The organism is Kosakonia oryzendophytica (genome assembly GCF_027886705.1).
Lineage (GTDB): Bacteria > Pseudomonadota > Gammaproteobacteria > Enterobacterales > Enterobacteriaceae > Kosakonia > Kosakonia oryzendophytica.
The window spans coordinates 1,075,512-1,093,004 of sequence record NZ_CP115659.1; the positions used below are offsets into that span (position 1 = coordinate 1,075,512).

Genomic DNA, 17,493 nt, shown 5'->3' on the forward strand with positions numbered 1-17,493 from the left:
TTTACTCCTCAATTTCCAGTCGCTGAATGTGCATTCCGTCGTCGGCGACGATGTGCAGTTGGTCGCTGTGGCATTGTGGACAGCGGCGCACGCGCTGGGTTAGCAACGTCACATACTGCTGGCATGACTCACACCAGCACTCCGCCTGTTGTTCTTCGATATGCAGTGTACAACCTTCCGCCAGGCTGCCACGGCACACCAGATCAAAACAAAACGTTAAAGCCTCGGTTTCGACGCAGGAAAATGCGCCGACTTTTAACCACACGCCGGTCACCCGACGTGCGCCGTTTGCCCGCGCCTGTTGTTCAATCACTTCCAGCGCCCGCTGACATAATGTGATTTCGTGCATAACGCCTCCTTAGGACTTTGCCGCGTTAATGCAATAAGAGTGCCAGCGTGGTTAAAGTCACGGTGACGATGTCGAACATGACGAAATGACACGTCGAAATGGCGAAGGTTTTGTCTTAATTTCCTTAAAAATCATGAAATTAAAATTTGGCATGGATGATGCTTTACCGCCGTTGTTTCAATTAACCGGGTAAGCTGACATGACGATTTGGGAAATTAGCGAAAAGGCGGACTTCATTGCCGGACGGCATCACCGTCTGCAGGAAGAGTGGCGCCATTACTGTAATACGCTGGTTCAGGGAATTACCCTGTCCAAAGCACGATTGCACCATGCCATCGGCTGTGCGCCGGAACAGCAACTCTGCTTTGTGCTGTTCGAACACTTCACACTCTCTGTCACCCTTGTCGGGGGATTTAACGGTCACACCATTGAGTACGCCATTGCCGGCAAAGACGGCGGCGAGCCGCGCGTTATTGCTCAGGCGCAGCTCAGCAGCGATGGCCTGATTGATGGTGTTATCAGCAACCGCGATCGCGAAAAAGTACTGAACCACTACCTGGACGCGATCGCCGACGTTTACAACAACCTCTATGCCGCCATGGAGACAGACTCGCCGGTAACGCTTACGGCGCTTGCCCGCAACGCGCACGCGCCTGCACTGGCCTGAGTTTGGGTGTCGACAAGTGTCGAAAGTGACACCTTGAGCGACACGTTTCGTCATAAATGACCGCCCGTAACGTGGGTGAATCACCTGAGGATGTGCTGGTGAACCGTTTTGTAATTGCCGACGCTTCGCTGTGTATTGGCTGCCATACCTGTGAAGCCGCCTGCGCCGAGACGCACCGCGCGCAGGGGTTGCAGGCGATGCCGCGACTGCGTGTGATGCGTAACGAAAATGAATCTGCGCCGCAGCAGTGCCACCACTGTGAAGATGCGCCCTGTGCGGGCGTTTGCCCGGTCAACGCGATTAACCGTGTGGAGGGCGCGGTGCAGCTTAATGAAAGTCTGTGCGTGAGCTGCAAATTGTGCGCGATTGCCTGTCCGTTTGGCGCTATCGAGTTTTCCGGTAGCCGCCCGCTGGATATTCCCGCCAACGTCAACTCGCCAAAAGCGCCCGCCGCACCGCCAGCGCCTGCGCGCGTCAGCTCGCTGCTGGACTGGGTGCCGGGCGTGCGGGCTATCGCCGTGAAGTGCGATCTCTGCCATTTCGATGAGCAAGGTCCGGCCTGCGTACGCATGTGTCCGACCAAGGCATTGCACCTGGTGAATAACCGCGATCTTGCCCTCGCCAGCCGACGCAAACGCGAACTTACCCTTACCACTGACTACGGCGATTTATCGCTGTTTCAGTCGCAAAACCGGAGTGCGAAATGACGATCCTCTCTTTGTTAAGTGACGCCATCGCGGTGCTGGTGTGCGCGGCGGCGCTGGCGTATCTGTTTACACCGGCGAAAGCGCTCAGCGGTCTGCTCGCCGGGCTTGGCGGTACGGTAGGTTGCGTGATGGCAACGGCGGCAGGTGGGATGGCGCTGCTGGGGGGGCACTCCGTCAGTGGAACGATCCCCCTTATCCAGTATCAGGTGCTGGTCACGCCGTTAAGTGCGGTCTGGCTGATTACGCTGGGCGTGTGCGGCGGTTTCACCAGCCTCTATAACATCCAGTGGCATCGCCACGATGCGGTAAAAGCCAACGGTCTGCTGATCAATTTGCTGATGGCCGCTGCGCTATGCGCAGTGAGTGCGGCGAATTTCGGTGCGCTGGTGGTGATGGTGGAGATCATGGCGCTCAGCGCGGTATTTCTCACCGGCTGCAGTGAGTCTGGCAAGCTGTGGTTCGCCATGGGACGCTTGGGCACGGCGCTGCTGGCGATAGCCTGCTGGCTGTTATGGCAACGCTATCACACACTGAGTTTGCTGCTACTGAGTGCGCAAACACCCGACAGCGATATCTGGCTGCTGGGGGTGATAGGTTTTGGTTTGCTGGCGGGGATCATTCCACTGCACGCCTGGGCACCGCAGGCGCATGCTAATGCGCCGGCTCCGGCCGCCGCGCTGTTTTCCACCGTGGTGATGAAAATCGGTCTGTTCGGCATTCTCAGTCTGTCGCTGCTCGGCGGCCAGCCACCGCTCTGGTGGGGCGTACTGCTGCTGGTGCTTGGCATGGTCACGGCCTTTGTCGGCGGGCTGTATGCGCTGATGGAGCATAACATTCAGCGCCTGCTGGCGTACCACACGCTGGAGAACATCGGCATTATCCTGCTCGGCCTTGGCGCAGGTGTCACCGGCCTGGCGTTACGGCAACCGGCGCTGATTGCGCTGGGGCTGACGGGCGGTTTGTACCATCTGTTCAATCACAGCCTGTTTAAAAGCACGCTGTTCCTGGGCGCGGGCGCACTGTGGTTTGGCACCGGCTACCGCGACATTGAAAAACTGGGCGGCATCGGTAAGCGCATGCCGGTTATCTCGCTGGCAATGCTGGTGGGGCTGATGGCGATGGCGGCACTGCCGCCGCTCAACGGTTTTGCCGGTGAGTGGGTGATTTATCAATCCTTCTTCCGTTTAAGTGCCAGCGGCGTGTTTTCTCTGCAACTGATAGGGCCGCTGCTGGCCGTCGGTCTGGCCATCACCGGCGCACTGGCGGTGATGTGTATGGCAAAAGTCTATGGTGTGACCTTCCTTGGCGCGCCGCGTACGCCGCAGGCAGAAAACCCGCAGCCTGTTCCGTGGCTGATGACGATCTGTGTCGCCGGGCTGGCGTTGTGTTGCGTGGTGGGTGGTGTTGCTGCGCCCTGGCTGCTGCCGCGCCTGTTCGCGGCGGTACCGTTGCCGCTGCAAACCGCGAATACGCTGGTATCACCGCCGATGATGGCGCTGCTGTTGATCGCCACGCCGTTATTGCCGCTGCTGCTGATGATGCTGTTCAAAGGCGATCGCCTGCCAGCCCGTAGCCGGGGAACGGCATGGGTGTGCGGTTACGATCACGAAGCGTCGATGGTGGTGACGGCGCACGGTTTTGCTATGCCGGTTAAAGCCGCGTTTTCCCCGGTGCTGAAGCTGCGTAAATGGCTGGAGCCGACGCTGCCCATTCCTGGTTGGCGTGCCGATGCCGCGCCGCTGCTGTTCCGTCGTCTGGCGCTGATCGAGCTGGCGGTGCTGGTGGTCGTGGTGATTTCGCGAGGAGCCTGATGATGAGTTTTCTGTTTGCTTTACTGCAGGCGCTGGTGCTGTTTGCGTTTGCGCCGCTGCTTTCCGGTATCAGTCGTGTGGCGCGTGCGCGGTTGCACAACCGCCGCGGACCGGGGGTGCTGCAAGAGTACCGCGACCTGTTCAAATTACTCGGTCGGCAGAGCGTTGCTCCGGTGGCCTCCGGCTGGGTGTTTCGCCTGACGCCGTTTGTGATGACCGGCGTCATGCTGACCCTCGCCACGGCGTTGCCGGTGGTGACGATTGCGTCTCCGCTGCCAGCGCTGGGGGATTTGATCACGTTGATTTACCTCTTCGCCATTGCCCGCTTCTTTTTCGCTATCGCCGGGCTGGACACCGGCAGTCCGTTTACCGGGCTGGGTGCCAGTCGTGAAGCGATGCTTGGCGTGCTGGTGGAGCCGATCCTGCTGCTCGGGCTGTGGGTTGCGGCACTGGTGGCTGGATCAACCCATATCAGCACTATCACGTTTACCGTTTACCACTGGCCGCTGCATCACACTATTCCGCTGTTGCTGGCGCTGTGCGCCTGTGCTTTCGCCACCTTTATCGAGATGGGCAAGTTGCCTTTTGACCTCGCGGAAGCGGAGCAAGAGTTGCAGGAAGGGCCGTTGTCGGAATACAGCGGCAGCGGTTTTGCCGTACTGAAGTGGGGCATCAGTCTGAAACAGCTGGTGGTGCTGCAAATGTTTGTCGGCGTTTTTCTCCCTTGGGGGCAGATGAGCGATTTCAGCACCGCAGGTCTGTTGCTGGCGGTGGTGGTGGCGCTGGCGAAATGGATTGTGGGCGTCCTGGTGATTGCGCTGTTTGAAAACAGCATGGCGCGTTTGCGCTTCCTTGCCACGTCACGTGTGACCTGGGCCGGGTTTGGCGTCGCCTTTTTAGCGTTCGTCTCCTTACTGGCGACGTATTAAGAGAGTTTATGCATGTCTGAAGAAAAAATCGGTCAACACTATCTCGCCGCCCTGCACGAGAAATTTCCCGGTGTGGTGCTGGATGAAGCCTGGCAGACCAAAGACCAGCTTACTGTCACAGTGAAAGTGAACTATCTGCCAGAGGTCGTGGAGTTTCTGTATTACCAGCAGGGGGGCTGGCTCTCCGTGCTGTTTGGCAACGATGAACGCAAGCTGAACGGCCATTACGCTGTCTATTATGTGCTGTCGATGGAGCAGGGCGTGAAGTGCTGGATCACCGTGCGTGTGGAAGTCGACGCGCTGAAACCGGAGTACCCTTCCGTCACACCGCGTGTGCCTGCGGCAGTGTGGGGCGAGCGTGAAGTGCGCGATATGTACGGTTTGATGCCGGTCGGTTTACCGGATGAGCGCCGACTGGTGCTGCCGGATGACTGGCCGGATGAACTCTACCCGCTGCGTAAAGACAGTATGGATTATCGCCAGCGACCGGCACCGACCACCGATGCCGAAACCTATCAGTTTATTAACGAACTGGGTGATAAGAAAAACAACGTAGTGCCGATTGGCCCGTTACATGTCACCTCTGATGAACCTGGCCATTTCCGCCTGTTTGTCGACGGCGAAAACATTGTTGATGCGGATTACCGCCTGTTCTATGTCCACCGTGGTATGGAAAAACTGGCGGAAACCCGCATGGGCTACAACGAAGTTACCTTCCTTTCTGACAGGGTGTGCGGGATTTGCGGCTTTGCCCACAGCACCGCTTACACCACGTCGGTCGAGAACGCGATGGGTATCGTGGTGCCGGAGCGCGCGCAGATGATCCGCGCCATTTTGCTGGAGGTGGAACGTCTGCACTCGCACCTGTTGAACCTTGGGCTTGCCTGCCACTTTGTGGGCTTCGACTCCGGGTTTATGCAATTCTTCCGCGTGCGCGAAGCCTCAATGAAGATGGCGGAAATCCTGACCGGCGCGCGTAAAACCTATGGCCTCAACCTGATTGGCGGTATCCGTCGCGACATGCTGAAAGAGGACATGGTGCAGACGCGCCAGTTGGCCCAGCAGATGCGCCGTGATGTGATCGAATTGGTGGATGTGCTGATGAGTACGCCGAATATCGAGCAGCGCACCGTGGGTATTGGTCGCCTCGAGCCCCAGATCGCCCGCGATTTCAGTAACGTGGGGCCGATGGTGCGCGCCAGCGGCCACGCCCGCGACACCCGCGCCGATCATCCGTTTGTGGGTTATGGTCTGCTGCCGATGACCGTGCACAGCGAGCAGGGGTGCGATGTCATTTCGCGCCTGAAAGTGCGAATTAACGAAGTACTCAGCGCGCTGAACATGATTGATTACGGTCTGGATAACCTGCCCGGTGGCCCGCTGATGGTGGAAGGGTTTACCTATATTCCGCACCGTTTTGCGCTGGGCTTTGCTGAAGCGCCGCGTGGCGACGACATTCACTGGAGTATGACCGGCGACAACCAGAAGCTTTACCGCTGGCGCTGCCGTGCAGCGACCTACGCCAACTGGCCGACGCTGCGCTATATGCTGCGCGGTAATACCGTGTCCGACGCGCCGCTGATTATTGGTAGCCTCGACCCTTGCTACTCCTGTACCGACCGGATGACGGTGGTGGATGTTCGCAAGAAGAAAAGCAAAGTGGTGGCGTACAAAGAGCTGGAACGTTACGGGGTTGAGCGTAAGAACTCGCCGTTGAAATAGGTTCTGTTTTTTGACCCTCACCCTAACCCTCTCCCTGAAAGGGAGAGGGGATCGCCCCTCCGCCGTCTGTTTAAAGGGGGCCGGGCATTGCCCTCCTTAGGGAGAGACGTGGGGTGAGGCAACTGCCTGTCTCCCTTTCCCCTCCGGGGAGTGGAGTGAAGCAGGTGCTTTTCTCCCTCTCTCCTCCGGGGAGAGGGCCGGGGTGAGGGGATTCTCTTCCTGCCTGTCTTCTTTGGGGAGTGGGGTGGGGCAAGTGCTTTTCTCCCTCTCCCCTCCGGGGAGAGGGGCGGGGTGAGGGGATTCCGTTCCTGAAGGGGAGGAAAAATGAATACACCGCAGTGGAGCAACCATGTTTACCTTTATTAAAAAAGTGATCAAAACCGGCACCGCGACCACCGCTTATCCGCTGTCGCCAATGCCGGTGGATAAGAACTTTCGCGGCAAACCGCAGCACAATCCTCAGCAGTGTATTGGCTGTGCGGCATGTGTGAATGCCTGTCCGTCAAACGCGCTTACCGTAGAGACTGACCTCGCCACGGGCGAGCTGGCGTGGCAGTTCAACCTTGGGCGCTGCATCTTCTGCGGTCGCTGTGAAGAGGTGTGCCCGACGGCGGCGATCGCACTGTCGCAGGAGTACGAACTGGCGGTCTGGAGTAAGACCGATTTTTTACAGCAGTCGCGTTTTGAACTGTGCCAGTGTCGCGAGTGCGCCCGGCCTTTCGCGGTGCAAAAAGAGATCGATTACGCCATTGCACTGCTGGCGCATAACGGCGACAGCCGCGCCGAGCAGCACCGTGCCACGTTTGAAACCTGCCCGGACTGCAAGCGGCAGAAGTGCCTGGTGCCTTCCGATCGCATTGATTTGACCCGCCATATGAGAGAGGCCAGCTAATGAGCCAGCTATTAGGACCGCGCGATGCGGAGGGGATTCCGGTGCCGATGACGGTGGACGAGTCCATCGCCAGCATGAAAGCGTCACTGCTGAATAAAATCAAACGCTCCGCCTACGTTTATCGCGTTGACTGCGGCGGTTGTAACGGCTGCGAAATCGAGATTTTTGCGACGCTTTCTCCCCTGTTTGATGCGGAACGTTTTGGCATCAAAGTGGTGCCGTCGCCGCGTCATGCCGACATTCTGCTGTTTACCGGAGCGGTAACCCGCGCTATGCGCTCACCGGCGCTGCGTGCCTGGCAATCTGCGCCGGATCCCAAAATCTGTATCTCTTACGGCGCGTGCGGCAACAGCGGTGGTATCTTCCACGACCTGTACTGCGTCTGGGGCGGAACCGATCAAATCGTCCCGGTGGATGTGTATATTCCCGGTTGTCCGCCGACGCCCGCGGCCACACTGTATGGTTTCGCCATGGCGCTGGGGCTGTTGGAGCAGAAAATTCATGCCCGCACCCCCGGCGAGCAGGACGACCAACCGGCGGAAATTCTCCACCCATCGATGGTTCAGCCATTGCGCGTGAAAGTGGATCGCACGGCGCGCCGTCTGGCCGGTTACCGCTATGGTCGGCAGATTGCAGACGATTACCTGCGGTTACGCAGTGTCGGTGAGCATGAAGTGGTGCGCTGGCTGGCGCAGGAGAACGATCCGCGCCTTACCGAGATTGTCAGCCATCTCAACCAGGTGGTGCTGGAGGCGAAAATCTGATGGGCGAGTCGGTGGTCTTTAGCCAGTTACGGCGTAAGTTTGTTGATGAGAACGACAACGCTCCACAGCAGGCGCAACAGGTGGTCTACTACAGTCTGGCTATTGGCCACCATCTCGGGGTGATCGACTGTCTGGAGACGGCGCTGACCTGCCCGTGGGAAGACTATCTGGCGTGGATCGCTACGCTGGAGGCGGGGAGCGAAGCGCGGCGCAAAATGGAAGGTGTGCCGCGTTACGGTGAAATCGTGATTGAGAGCAGTCACGTTATGCTACTGGCGAAGGCGTTTGATCAGGCGCAGGCGCGGCAAAATGCGCAGCAACAGGCATGGAGCAAGGCGCTGCTGTCCATGTTGCATGATATTCATCTGGAGAGCGCCATCTATTTGATGGTAAGGAGACTACGTGACTGACGTGTTGTTGTGCGTGGGAAATAGCATGATGGGCGACGATGGCGCAGGCCCGCTGCTCGCTGAGATGTGTGCGGTAAACCCACCGGGAAACTGGAAGGTGATTGACGGCGGCAGCGCACCGGAAAACGATGTGGTGGCCATCCGTGAATTGCGCCCGTCGCGGTTGCTGATCGTGGATGCCACCGATATGGGGCTGAACCCTGGCGAAATCCGCGTGGTGGATCCGGATGACATTGCTGAAATGTTCCTGATGACCACCCACAATATGCCGTTGAACTACCTTATCGATCAGTTGAAAGAGGACATTGATGAGGTGATTTTTCTGGGTATCCAGCCGGATATTGTCGGTTTTTATTACCCGATGACGCCACCGGTGATGGCGGCAGTTGAAACCATTTACCAGCGACTGGCGGGCTGGGAAGGCAAAGGCGGTTTCGAGCCGCTCTAAATGTGCGCCGGTGAACCCGGCGCAGCGTTTCAGATTAGCGACGGCGTTTTTCCGTATGCATTACTTTGTCGCAGTCATCCAGCATCTCGCGGAGCGAGGCGTATTTGTTATCCTCATTTTCAACCATGCCGTAGGAATAGTTGATGTGATAATTCTTGCCTGACATCTCGTCCTGGGCATCCATCCGGGATTGCAGATCGAGCAAAAACGCATCCGCACTATTGGTTGTCGTATCCCCCAGTAATACCGCAAATTCACCGCCGCCGAGTCGCGCGACAATATCGTGATCTTTAAGGCATTTTGTCAGGTTGCTAGCGAAGTTTTTCACCACCGCATCGCCCTCTTTATTCCCCAGCAGCTCATTGATGGGTTTCAGATTATCGATGCTGAAATAGAGCAGGGTGCACCCTTTGTTGTGCTCTTTTAACCCGGCAAACCGTTTCTCGCCGCTGCGGTAAAAACCCCGGCTATTTTGCATGCCGGTGAGATTATCGGTCATCGCCATACTGAGTATTAAAAATTCATCTTCGACGAGAGCGGCAAAATCAAGCAGCGTGTCAATTTCAGATGAGGAGAACGGGCGGGGATAGGTATCGACAATACAGATGGTGCCTGCGATGGCGCCGTCCGGCAGCCGCACCGGGCAACCGGCATAAAAACGTACCCACGGGTCGCCGGTGACATGCGGATTCTTGGCAAAACGCGGATCAGCGAGCGTGTCTTTGACGATAAGCGCACCCTCTTCAAGAATGGCGTGCGCGCAAAACGATACGTTACGCGGCGTTTCGTCAGCATCAATGCCGACGTGGGACAGCAGCCATTGGCGTTCACGATCAAGCAGGCTGATGATCGCTATCGGCACATCGAAGGTGTTTTTCGCCATTCTGGTGAGTCGGTCAAAACGCTCATCGTCCTTTTTATCCAGCAAATCCATCATGTACAGCGAATTAAGCCGCTCATTTTCATTTATTGGCATGGCCGGGAATATCATAGTTAGTCCCTCGCTGAAGGTAGTCTTTTTAAGTGTAGACATTACTTATCGCGCTTGCGTTGCCATAACGTTATATATCCGTGGCTTGCCCCATTGTGCGGACGAAATCAATAAACGCCTGGAGCGGAGCGGGGATCAGCCGCCTGGAATTATAGTAGAGATAAGGGCCGTTAAAGGACAACCACCAGGGTTCAAGAATCGGGATCAGCGCACCGTTTTCCAGCGAGGGGCGCAGCCACTCTTCAAAAAGATAGACCAAGCCGCTACCCGCGATAGCGCTTTGTACCGCCAAATCCATCGCGCCACCAATGCTGACCACCAGCGAACCGTTCACCTGTACGCGAAACGGCTCTGCTTCGCCGCTAAACTCCCACTCGGCCATTACACCACTGGCGTAACGCCCGCGAATACAGTTGTGATGCACGAGATCCCGAGGGTGCTCAGGGCAACCATGCTGCTGCAGATAAGCCGCAGAGGCGGCTGCTGCAAAGCGCTGGCGACGCGGGCCGATGGGCAGCGCGACCATATCCTGCTCCAGACATTCGTCGTAGCGGATACCCGCATCGCAGCTGTCGCGAAAGATATCCAGTACATTGCTTTCCGCAATAATTTCCAGGCGAATATCAGGGTAGCGCGCGAGGAAATCCGGCACGATGGCCGGTAGCACCAGGCGTGTGGCGCTGACCGGCACATTCAGCCGTAAGGTGCCGCTGGGTGTCGTTCGGTAGCGGTTGATGGCGTCCAGTGCTGCATCCACTTCGGTCATGACAGGTTGCAGGCGCTCAATTAACATTTTGCCCGCTTCAGTCAGGGCGACGGTGCGCGTGGTGCGGTTAAAGAGCCGTACCCCCAGTTGTTGCTCGGCGCGGCGGACGGCGTCGCTCAGGCGGGAAGGGTTAGAGCCGGTGATGCGAGCGGCTTCGCGAAAGCCTCCGGCATTGGCGACCGCCACAATGGCGTTCAGCAGGGCAAAATCCAGCTTCATTGTTCGACAATCCGTACACTGTGTGTGAATTTCAGCAGATTGTTGCACAGCCGCAATGCTCCTACAATCTGTTTACTTTATGCACAGGAGGTATTCCATGTCTCAACCCACACTTACTTATCGTCTTGGCGATCGTCAGGTTGGTCGCCTGGGTTACGGCGCAATGCAGCTTGCAGGTCCTGGCGTGTTTGGCCCGCCAGCCGATGAAGCGAAAGCGCTTCAGGTGTTGCGTGATGTGATTGCCGCCGGCGTTCGCCATATCGACACCAGCGATTTTTATGGCCCCCACGTTACCAACAAATTGATTAAGCAGGCGCTGCATCCCTACCCGGATGATCTCTGTATCGTCACCAAAGTCGGGGCTCGCCGCGATGATAAAGCTAACTGGCTACCCGCGTTCAGTGCGGAAGAACTGACCCGTGCCGTCGAGGACAATCTGCGTAATCTCGGTCTGGAGGTGATAGAGGTCGTGAATCTGCGCTCGATGTTTGGTGTTCATGGCCCGGAAGAGGGTTCGCTGGAAGCGCCGCTGGAAACCTTGATCTCGCTGAAAGAGCGTGGCCTGATCCGCCATATCGGCCTGAGCAATGTGACGGCGAAACAGGTGGCGGATGCGCAGAAGATGACCCCTGTGGCCTGCGTGCAAAACCTTTATAACGTGGCAAACCGGGCGGACGATGCGTTGATCGATTCCCTTAACGAGCAGGGCATTGCGTTTGTGCCATTCTTCCCGCTGGGCGGTTTTACGCCATTGCAGGCCGGTGAGTTGAATGAAGTGGCGCAATCCCTTGGCGCAACGCCGATGCAGATCGCGCTGGCGTGGCTGCTGCAGCGTTCACCGAATATTCTGCTGATCCCCGGTACGTCCTCGCCGCAGCATTTACAGGAAAACCTGGCGAGCGCGAAGATAACGCTGCCGCCAGAAGCGCTGGAAAAACTGAACGGTATCGGCGCATAGCGGAAGAATAGCTGGTTTATCGCTGCAGGATAGCGAGAGAAAGGTCAGGTGTGTTTTTGGTAAAAACGAACGGAGAATGCCTCAGTGCATTCTCCGTTCGTATGAAATGAGGGGACTTTTTTAGCAGGGCAGCGAATGATTATTCTCGACTTGAGAACGCAACGAAAAAAGGGTTACGGGAAGGGCTGATGGAGAAGAAAAGCATTCTGCTGGCAACGCTATTTTTACTCGCTGGATGCCCGGGTTCCGGAGACAGGATGGTGCCGCGTACTGCGACCACGGTAGTCATTAACAACAATGCCGTCTGTGCTTTGTCAATAATGAAACCGGGAGAAAAAATGACAGGGGCGGTTATCTACAGTAAGGACCACGATCCGATATTCACGCGGTTTTATCATCATCCCCTCTATATAGAGCAGGGTGCATGCCTGCCGTTATTTGACGCTACCTTCAACGCCGGGACACGCTACTCCATCACATGGGAGGTGAGTTCCGCCGAAAAAGGGCTACACCTTATCACTGCGGATTTCACTCTTGCCGCTGGGGCTCAAGGGAATATCTCTTTGGCTCAATAAAAAAACAGACTTTACGGCTGAGGTATCCTGAAATCTTTCGCGATACCTCAGCAGTTTACCGGGCCTTTTTAGCACTCGCCACCGACTCCCGGCAAACCAGTTCGCCCTGATGGGCATTAAGGGTTTGCGCGTCCGGTTGCAGCAGCATCCCGACGGCATTGCGGATCATTTCATCCATGGGCACATGAATCGTGGTTAACGAGGGGTTGTAGTACTGACCAATGACCGAATCGTCAAACCCCGCCAGAGAAACATCCTGCGGTAGCCGTAATCCGGCCTCCTGACAGGCTTTCGCCACGCCAATCGCCATATCATCATTCGCCGCCAGGATGCAGGTAAACGGCACGTTGCGCGCCAGCAACTGCTGCGCCGCCTGATATCCACTGTCGATACTCCAACTACCACGCACGTGCAGTTGCGGATCAGGTTCAATGCCTGCCTTGCGCAGGGCATGACAATAACCCGCGAAACGGCTTTCGCCCGTCGGCGATCCCTCCGAACCCGCCACAAAGGCAATACGCCTGTGACCTTGCGCCAGCAGATGCGCCATCATTGTTTCACAATTTTGTTGATGATCGACAAAGACACACTGGCTGCGATGGCGGGGAAGTTCACGGTTGATCACCACGATCGGCGTCGTGTTGTGATCGATAATCTCATCGAGCTCATCCACAGAAAGGTACTTCGGGTAGATCATGATGCCTTCGCAACGTAGCGACAGCAGCAGGTTAATGGCATCGCGCTCTTCCTGCGCACTGTGCTTGCCGTCCGCCAGCACCAGTTGACGGCTAAAGCTCTCGCTGCTGGTTGCGGCGTGGTAAATCATGCTGGCGAAGAACGGGCCGTTATACAGCCCGTTGGTGATCACCAGCCCTATTGAGTTAGTCTTATTATTGGCAAGGTTACGGGCCAACTGATTCGGTCGATAGCCAGTATCGGCAATCGCCTGAAAAATACGGGCTTTCACTTCCTCTCGCACAAAGACTTTACCGTTCAGCGCCCGCGATACTGTCGCTTTTGATACGCCAGCCAGTCTGGCGACATCCAGTATCGTTACCATAATTCAACCTCACTCTTGTTATGATTAGCCCAGCGACATCAGCGGCTCCCCCACGGTGACCGTGCCCTGTGACTGATGGCGGGTCAGGGTGAATTCATCGCTGTTCACCACCAGCACCGGGGTTGTCAGGTCGTAGCCTTCCTGCTCAATGCGCTGTTTGTCGAATTCCAGCAGCGTGTCGCCCGCTGCAACTCTGTCGCCTTCTTTTACCCGTGGGGTAAAATGCCGTCCTTGCAAATTAACGGTATTGAGCCCGACATGGATCAGTAATTCCGCACCATTATCACATATCAGTCCCACGGCGTGATGAGAGTCGATCAATGTTGCGACCTGTGCATCACACGGGGCCACCACTTTACCTTCGTGCGGAATAATGGCAATGCCGTCGCCCAGCGCTTTGCCGGCAAAGGCTTCATCCGCCACACTTTCCAGCGCAATCACTTCACCTTTGATCGGGCTAAGCATCTGCACGGCGCCGACTTTCAGCACCGGGGTTTTTTCGTCTGGCGTCGTCTCTTCGATCGGATCGTCAAAGCCAACGAATTGCACCATCACAATGGTCAGCACAATGGCGGTTCCTGCGCCTGCCAGCTCGCCAATAAACGACATTGGCGCATCGGGGCTGATGGCATTCACCAGCGTAAACAGGCCCGGCAGCGCGGCATAGGCGTAATAGAGGCTACCAAACAGACTGGCCACCACCGCACCGATCGCGCCGCCAATGCAGCCGCAGATAAACGGTTTTTTAAAGCGCAGGGTCACGCCGTAAATGGCCGGTTCAGTAATACCAAAAATGGCGGTGACGCCCGCAGACAGGGAGGTGGCTTTCAGTTGCGTATTGCGGCTTTTGATAAATACGCCAAAGACTGCTGCCATCTGGCCGATCACCGCAATGGTTTGATAGGCCTGGAAGGAGTCATAGCCCTGGGTGTCGAAGTTGGCCATGATCACCGGGGTAATCCCCCAGTGCACACCGAAAATGACGATCACCTGCCAGACACCGCCGATAATCGCCGCCGCCAGCGCAGGAGCCGCATGGAACAGGGTGTTATAGCCGTGCGCGACGCCCAGCGCCGCCCAACTGGTGATGGGGCCAATCACGATAAGCGTCAGCGGGACAATCACCACAAAACAGAGTAGCGGTGTGAATAAGGGGCTGATGACCTCTGGCAGCCACTTTTCAACACGGCGTTCAAACCAGGAGAGCGCCCAGACGAGGAATAATGGTGGCAGGACCGACGAGGTGTAGACCGTTTCCGCCAACGGGAAGAAGAGAAATTTCACTTCGTTGCCGGCGGCGATCTTCCCGGCCATAGCGGTCCATTCCGGGTTAATCAGCGCGCAGCAGCAGAGCACGGCGATAAACGGGTTACATTTAAAATGGCGTGCAGCGGTGATGGCGATAAAGACCGGCAGGAAGGCAAACGGCGTCCACGACATAAAATTGAGTATCGCGAAGGTACCGGAAGTTTTGATCTCTGCATCGGCCAGACCCAGCAGGATCAGCAGGCCCTGTAAGATCCCCGCCGCAGCCAGAATATAGACGATCGGCGCAAACACGGCGGACATGGTGGCGATCACCGCATCCAGCCAGCGTGTTTTGGGCTGCTGCGCACCGTGTTCATTCTCTTTCACCATACCTGACAGGGCGTTAAACACATCGGCGACATGCGTTCCTATCACCACCTGGAACTGACCGCCGCTTTCCACGACCGCTATGACGCCGGGCAGGCTCTGGATGTGGGTTTTCGCGGTGGCGGGAGTATGGTTGAGCACCAGGCGCAGACGTGTGGCGCAGCGGGAGAAGGTGCTGATGTTCTCTTCGCCACCCACCTCCCGGAGGATATCACTCGCTAACTTATTGTAATCCCTGATAACGGCCATGTTCATTTACCTTTTATTATCGGAAACTGAGTAGGTGTAACTGGGTGAAACCGGTTTCATGCTAACCTGGTCATTACTCCATGCAACCGGTTTCATGGGATTCTGCGAGCTAAATCACTTCCCGATGGGGTCCGGCAACACCAGCAACCACATTTCGTTGCTGAGCGAAGCATTTCTTTGAAGGCTGCGTAAACTGGCGGCAAATACACAGAAGGAGTGAGCCGATGATTGCTGTACTGTTTGAAGCCGATGTCGCCGCAGAAGGGCAGGAGCGCTATTTGCAACTGGCCGCGGAGTTAAAGCCGCTACTGGTGGAAATCGACGGTTTTATCGCTATTGAACGGTTTCAAAGCCTGACCACCACAGGCAAGATTTTGTCGCTGTCGTGGTGGCGTGATGAAGCTGCAGTACTGGCCTGGAAACAAAATGTGCTGCACCAGGCCGCGCAGGCGGAGGGGCAGCGCGCAATTTTCTCGTTTTACCGTATCCGTGTGGCCCAGGTGCTGCGTGACTATTCATCGGAAAGCAGGAAACCAGGCCATGTATGATATTCACGTTATGCTTAACAATGCGCCCGGTGGGCTGGCGATGCTGGGTGAAACACTTGGCAAAAATGGCGTAGGCCTGGAAGGTGGCGGCGTATTCACCGTCGGTCGTGAAAGTCATGCGCACTTTCTGGTCGTGGAGGGGGAACGTGCCCGCCAGGTGCTGGCAGCTGCAGGCTTTATGGTGCTGCAGGTGACGCAGCCGGTGATCCGCAAGCTAAAGCAGGAACGTCCCGGTGAGTTAGGCGCGATAGCCCGCACGATCGCGAAAAATGGCATCAATATTCTCGTGCAGTACAGTGATCATGCTAACCGCCTGATCCTGCTGACGGATAACGACACCCTGACCCGTGAGGTCACGCAGCCCTGGAGTACAGAGGCACAATGAGTTTACCCGGTTTACAGCATTCACATGAGAGCGGCACAGCGCTGGAAGAGGCGCTGGCCGGTATTGCCAGCGCGATGTCCGACCCTTCGCGGGCGCGTATGCTCTGCGCGCTGATGGACGGGCGGGCTTGGACTGCAACCGAGCTGAGTTCGGTCGCGGATATTTCCGCATCTACCGCCAGCGCGCATCTGAACCGGTTGTTGAGCCATGGCCTGCTGGTCTGCGTTTCGCAGGGGCGACACCGCTACTACCGCCTGGCGGGGAGCGATGTCGCCGGGTTACTGGAAAATATGATGGGGGTGTCAATGCGCGGAGGGCGTGCGCTGGCGACCCGCACTCCGGTTGAACTGCGTCGCGCACGCACCTGCTACGATCACCTTGCCGGTGAAATCGCCGTCGACATTTATGAGTTTATGCAGCGCGAAGGCTGGGTAACGGACGAGGGCAGTGCCGTGACGGAACCGGGCAAACGCAAACTGGAAGCCCTGGGCGTAACGCTCGACCCGCGTACCCGGCGCAAACCCTGCTGCGCTTGCCTGGACTGGAGCGAGCGTCGTTTCCACCTTGGCGGCGATGCTGGCGCATCGTTGTTGATTGCCTTCGAACATAAAGGCTGGTTACGCAGAACGCCTGGCTACCGTGAAGTCACCGTGACAGACGAAGGCAAAAGCGCCCTCTTCAGAGTGTTTGGGGTCGGAGCCTGAAAGCACTTTCGTGGTTATTGATTAAGCATTCGCGCTTGAGTATATAGCCTTAAGGCTATACGGCCCCTTCACAGGGCCCCCGCTATAAGGGAGCGATAATGTGGCACGTTATAACGATTGCGCGTAAAGCCTGGCTGATTGTTCATGATCTGTCGTAATTGGGAGACATAAGCGAACCAGTTTAAAATACAGAGATGTCATTTTGACATCAGGAAAGGGCTGTATCAGGATAGAATCACGATGTGTTTTTATATAGAACATCACTCAGCCTTGATAAGGATATATTGTGGCAATTAAAAACTTTTATTTCTCGCAGATCGCTGACCTACGTATAGAAGGTGTCGGTATCCATGCTAGCTATTCCGTTAATTTAACCGTAACAGATGAAAATACACCCGGTGGTAAAAACGTTTCTGTCGCGGCCACTGGGAAAAGTAATGCGGCAAAAGCAGCTGGCAGCGGGAATCTTTTATTTTGGTGCAAAGTAAAAAATACGGTTGATAGTAAACTATATGTTTAGAACGAAAAAAAGGAGAGTATTGGGCGGTTGGCTTGGATGATGTTCCTATTGGGTCTGTATCTTTTTTTATGCCTAATTCAGTCCACAACAGCCCCTCCCTGGAGATAGAAGCCGGTTATTTTTATGACTCTGGCTACACGGGGACTGTTCCCCCGATACCCGGAAGTTTCAAACGTGTTATAAA

20 protein-coding genes are annotated in these 17,493 nt (G+C 56.4%); 15 read left to right on the forward strand and 5 right to left on the reverse strand.

Features of this window, described 5'->3' with window-relative positions:
- Position 1: 1 nt before the first annotated feature.
- Positions 2 to 349 (reverse strand): hydrogenase maturation nickel metallochaperone HypA, encoded by a 348-nt coding sequence (gene hypA / locus O9K67_RS05135; RefSeq protein ID WP_061493420.1) that lies wholly within the window; start codon positions 347 to 349, stop codon positions 2 to 4.
- A gap of 199 nt (positions 350 to 548) precedes the next feature.
- Between hypA and hycA the strand changes: the two genes are divergently transcribed.
- From hycA to hycI, 9 genes are all read left to right on the forward strand, one after another.
- Entirely contained in the window at positions 549 to 1,016 is a 468-nt protein-coding gene (gene hycA, locus O9K67_RS05140; RefSeq protein ID WP_061493421.1) for a formate hydrogenlyase regulator HycA, read from the forward strand.
- Between the two features lie 98 nt (positions 1,017 to 1,114).
- Positions 1,115 to 1,723, forward strand: coding sequence for a 4Fe-4S dicluster domain-containing protein (locus O9K67_RS05145; RefSeq protein ID WP_061499785.1), 609 nt, complete (start codon positions 1,115 to 1,117; stop codon positions 1,721 to 1,723).
- On the forward strand, positions 1,720 to 3,534 hold the full coding sequence (gene hycC / locus O9K67_RS05150) for a formate hydrogenlyase subunit 3 (RefSeq protein WP_061493422.1): 1,815 nt from the start codon (positions 1,720 to 1,722) through the stop codon (positions 3,532 to 3,534). Before O9K67_RS05145 ends, hycC begins: the two co-directional genes overlap by 4 nt.
- 2 nt (positions 3,535 to 3,536) lie before the next feature.
- Positions 3,537 to 4,463 (forward strand): respiratory chain complex I subunit 1 family protein, encoded by a 927-nt coding sequence (locus O9K67_RS05155; RefSeq protein ID WP_061493423.1) that lies wholly within the window; start codon positions 3,537 to 3,539, stop codon positions 4,461 to 4,463.
- A gap of 12 nt (positions 4,464 to 4,475) precedes the next feature.
- Complete coding sequence (hycE, locus tag O9K67_RS05160; RefSeq protein WP_061493424.1) at positions 4,476 to 6,185, forward strand: formate hydrogenlyase subunit HycE; 1,710 nt, start codon at positions 4,476 to 4,478, stop codon at positions 6,183 to 6,185.
- Between the two features lie 349 nt (positions 6,186 to 6,534).
- Entirely contained in the window at positions 6,535 to 7,077 is a 543-nt protein-coding gene (locus O9K67_RS05165) for a formate hydrogenlyase complex iron-sulfur subunit (protein ID WP_061493425.1), read from the forward strand.
- Positions 7,077 to 7,841, forward strand: a complete 765-nt coding sequence (locus tag O9K67_RS05170) for an NADH-quinone oxidoreductase subunit B family protein (RefSeq protein WP_061493426.1) — start codon at positions 7,077 to 7,079, stop codon at positions 7,839 to 7,841. The genes O9K67_RS05165 and O9K67_RS05170 overlap by 1 nt, the downstream gene beginning before the upstream one ends.
- Entirely contained in the window at positions 7,841 to 8,251 is a 411-nt protein-coding gene (locus O9K67_RS05175; RefSeq protein WP_061493427.1) for a formate hydrogenlyase maturation HycH family protein, read from the forward strand. Before O9K67_RS05170 ends, O9K67_RS05175 begins: the two co-directional genes overlap by 1 nt.
- Positions 8,244 to 8,699, forward strand: coding sequence for a hydrogenase maturation peptidase HycI (gene hycI, locus O9K67_RS05180; protein ID WP_061493428.1), 456 nt, complete (start codon positions 8,244 to 8,246; stop codon positions 8,697 to 8,699). The genes O9K67_RS05175 and hycI overlap by 8 nt, the downstream gene beginning before the upstream one ends.
- 34 nt (positions 8,700 to 8,733) lie before the next feature.
- On the opposite strand, the gene O9K67_RS05185 is transcribed toward hycI, so the two are convergent.
- Complete coding sequence (locus tag O9K67_RS05185; RefSeq protein ID WP_061493429.1) at positions 8,734 to 9,690, reverse strand: sensor domain-containing diguanylate cyclase; 957 nt, start codon at positions 9,688 to 9,690, stop codon at positions 8,734 to 8,736.
- A 70-nt stretch (positions 9,691 to 9,760) separates the two neighbouring features.
- Positions 9,761 to 10,675, reverse strand: coding sequence for a LysR substrate-binding domain-containing protein (locus tag O9K67_RS05190; RefSeq protein WP_061493430.1), 915 nt, complete (start codon positions 10,673 to 10,675; stop codon positions 9,761 to 9,763).
- A 97-nt stretch (positions 10,676 to 10,772) separates the two neighbouring features.
- On the opposite strand from O9K67_RS05190, the gene O9K67_RS05195 reads away from it, so the two are divergent.
- The gene (locus tag O9K67_RS05195) at positions 10,773 to 11,633 is read left to right on the forward strand and encodes an aldo/keto reductase family oxidoreductase (protein ID WP_061493431.1); all 861 of its coding nucleotides are present in this window, start codon (positions 10,773 to 10,775) and stop codon (positions 11,631 to 11,633) included.
- Positions 11,634 to 11,821: 188 nt separating this feature from the next.
- Positions 11,822 to 12,208, forward strand: a complete 387-nt coding sequence (locus tag O9K67_RS05200; RefSeq protein ID WP_061493432.1) for a putative T6SS immunity periplasmic lipoprotein — start codon at positions 11,822 to 11,824, stop codon at positions 12,206 to 12,208.
- Positions 12,209 to 12,263: 55 nt separating this feature from the next.
- On the opposite strand, the gene O9K67_RS05205 is transcribed toward O9K67_RS05200, so the two are convergent.
- Together O9K67_RS05205 and O9K67_RS05210 are read right to left on the reverse strand one after the other, a co-directional pair.
- On the reverse strand, positions 12,264 to 13,268 hold the full coding sequence (locus O9K67_RS05205) for a LacI family DNA-binding transcriptional regulator (protein WP_061493433.1): 1,005 nt from the start codon (positions 13,266 to 13,268) through the stop codon (positions 12,264 to 12,266).
- 24 nt (positions 13,269 to 13,292) lie between these two features.
- Positions 13,293 to 15,152, reverse strand: coding sequence for a beta-glucoside-specific PTS transporter subunit IIABC (locus tag O9K67_RS05210; protein ID WP_061493434.1), 1,860 nt, complete (start codon positions 15,150 to 15,152; stop codon positions 13,293 to 13,295).
- A gap of 224 nt (positions 15,153 to 15,376) precedes the next feature.
- Between O9K67_RS05210 and O9K67_RS05215 the strand changes: the two genes are divergently transcribed.
- The 4 genes from O9K67_RS05215 (at position 15,377) to O9K67_RS05230 (ending at position 17,309) form a co-directional block, all read left to right on the forward strand.
- Positions 15,377 to 15,700, forward strand: a complete 324-nt coding sequence (locus O9K67_RS05215; protein ID WP_061493435.1) for an antibiotic biosynthesis monooxygenase family protein — start codon at positions 15,377 to 15,379, stop codon at positions 15,698 to 15,700.
- The gene (locus tag O9K67_RS05220) at positions 15,693 to 16,085 is read left to right on the forward strand and encodes a hypothetical protein (RefSeq protein WP_061493436.1); all 393 of its coding nucleotides are present in this window, start codon (positions 15,693 to 15,695) and stop codon (positions 16,083 to 16,085) included. The genes O9K67_RS05215 and O9K67_RS05220 overlap by 8 nt, the downstream gene beginning before the upstream one ends.
- Positions 16,082 to 16,789: an ArsR/SmtB family transcription factor gene (locus O9K67_RS05225; RefSeq protein ID WP_061493437.1), complete on the forward strand. Its 708-nt coding sequence runs from the start codon at positions 16,082 to 16,084 to the stop codon at positions 16,787 to 16,789. Before O9K67_RS05220 ends, O9K67_RS05225 begins: the two co-directional genes overlap by 4 nt.
- A gap of 286 nt (positions 16,790 to 17,075) precedes the next feature.
- Positions 17,076 to 17,309, forward strand: coding sequence for a hypothetical protein (locus tag O9K67_RS05230; protein WP_061493438.1), 234 nt, complete (start codon positions 17,076 to 17,078; stop codon positions 17,307 to 17,309).
- Positions 17,310 to 17,493 lie beyond the last annotated feature (184 nt).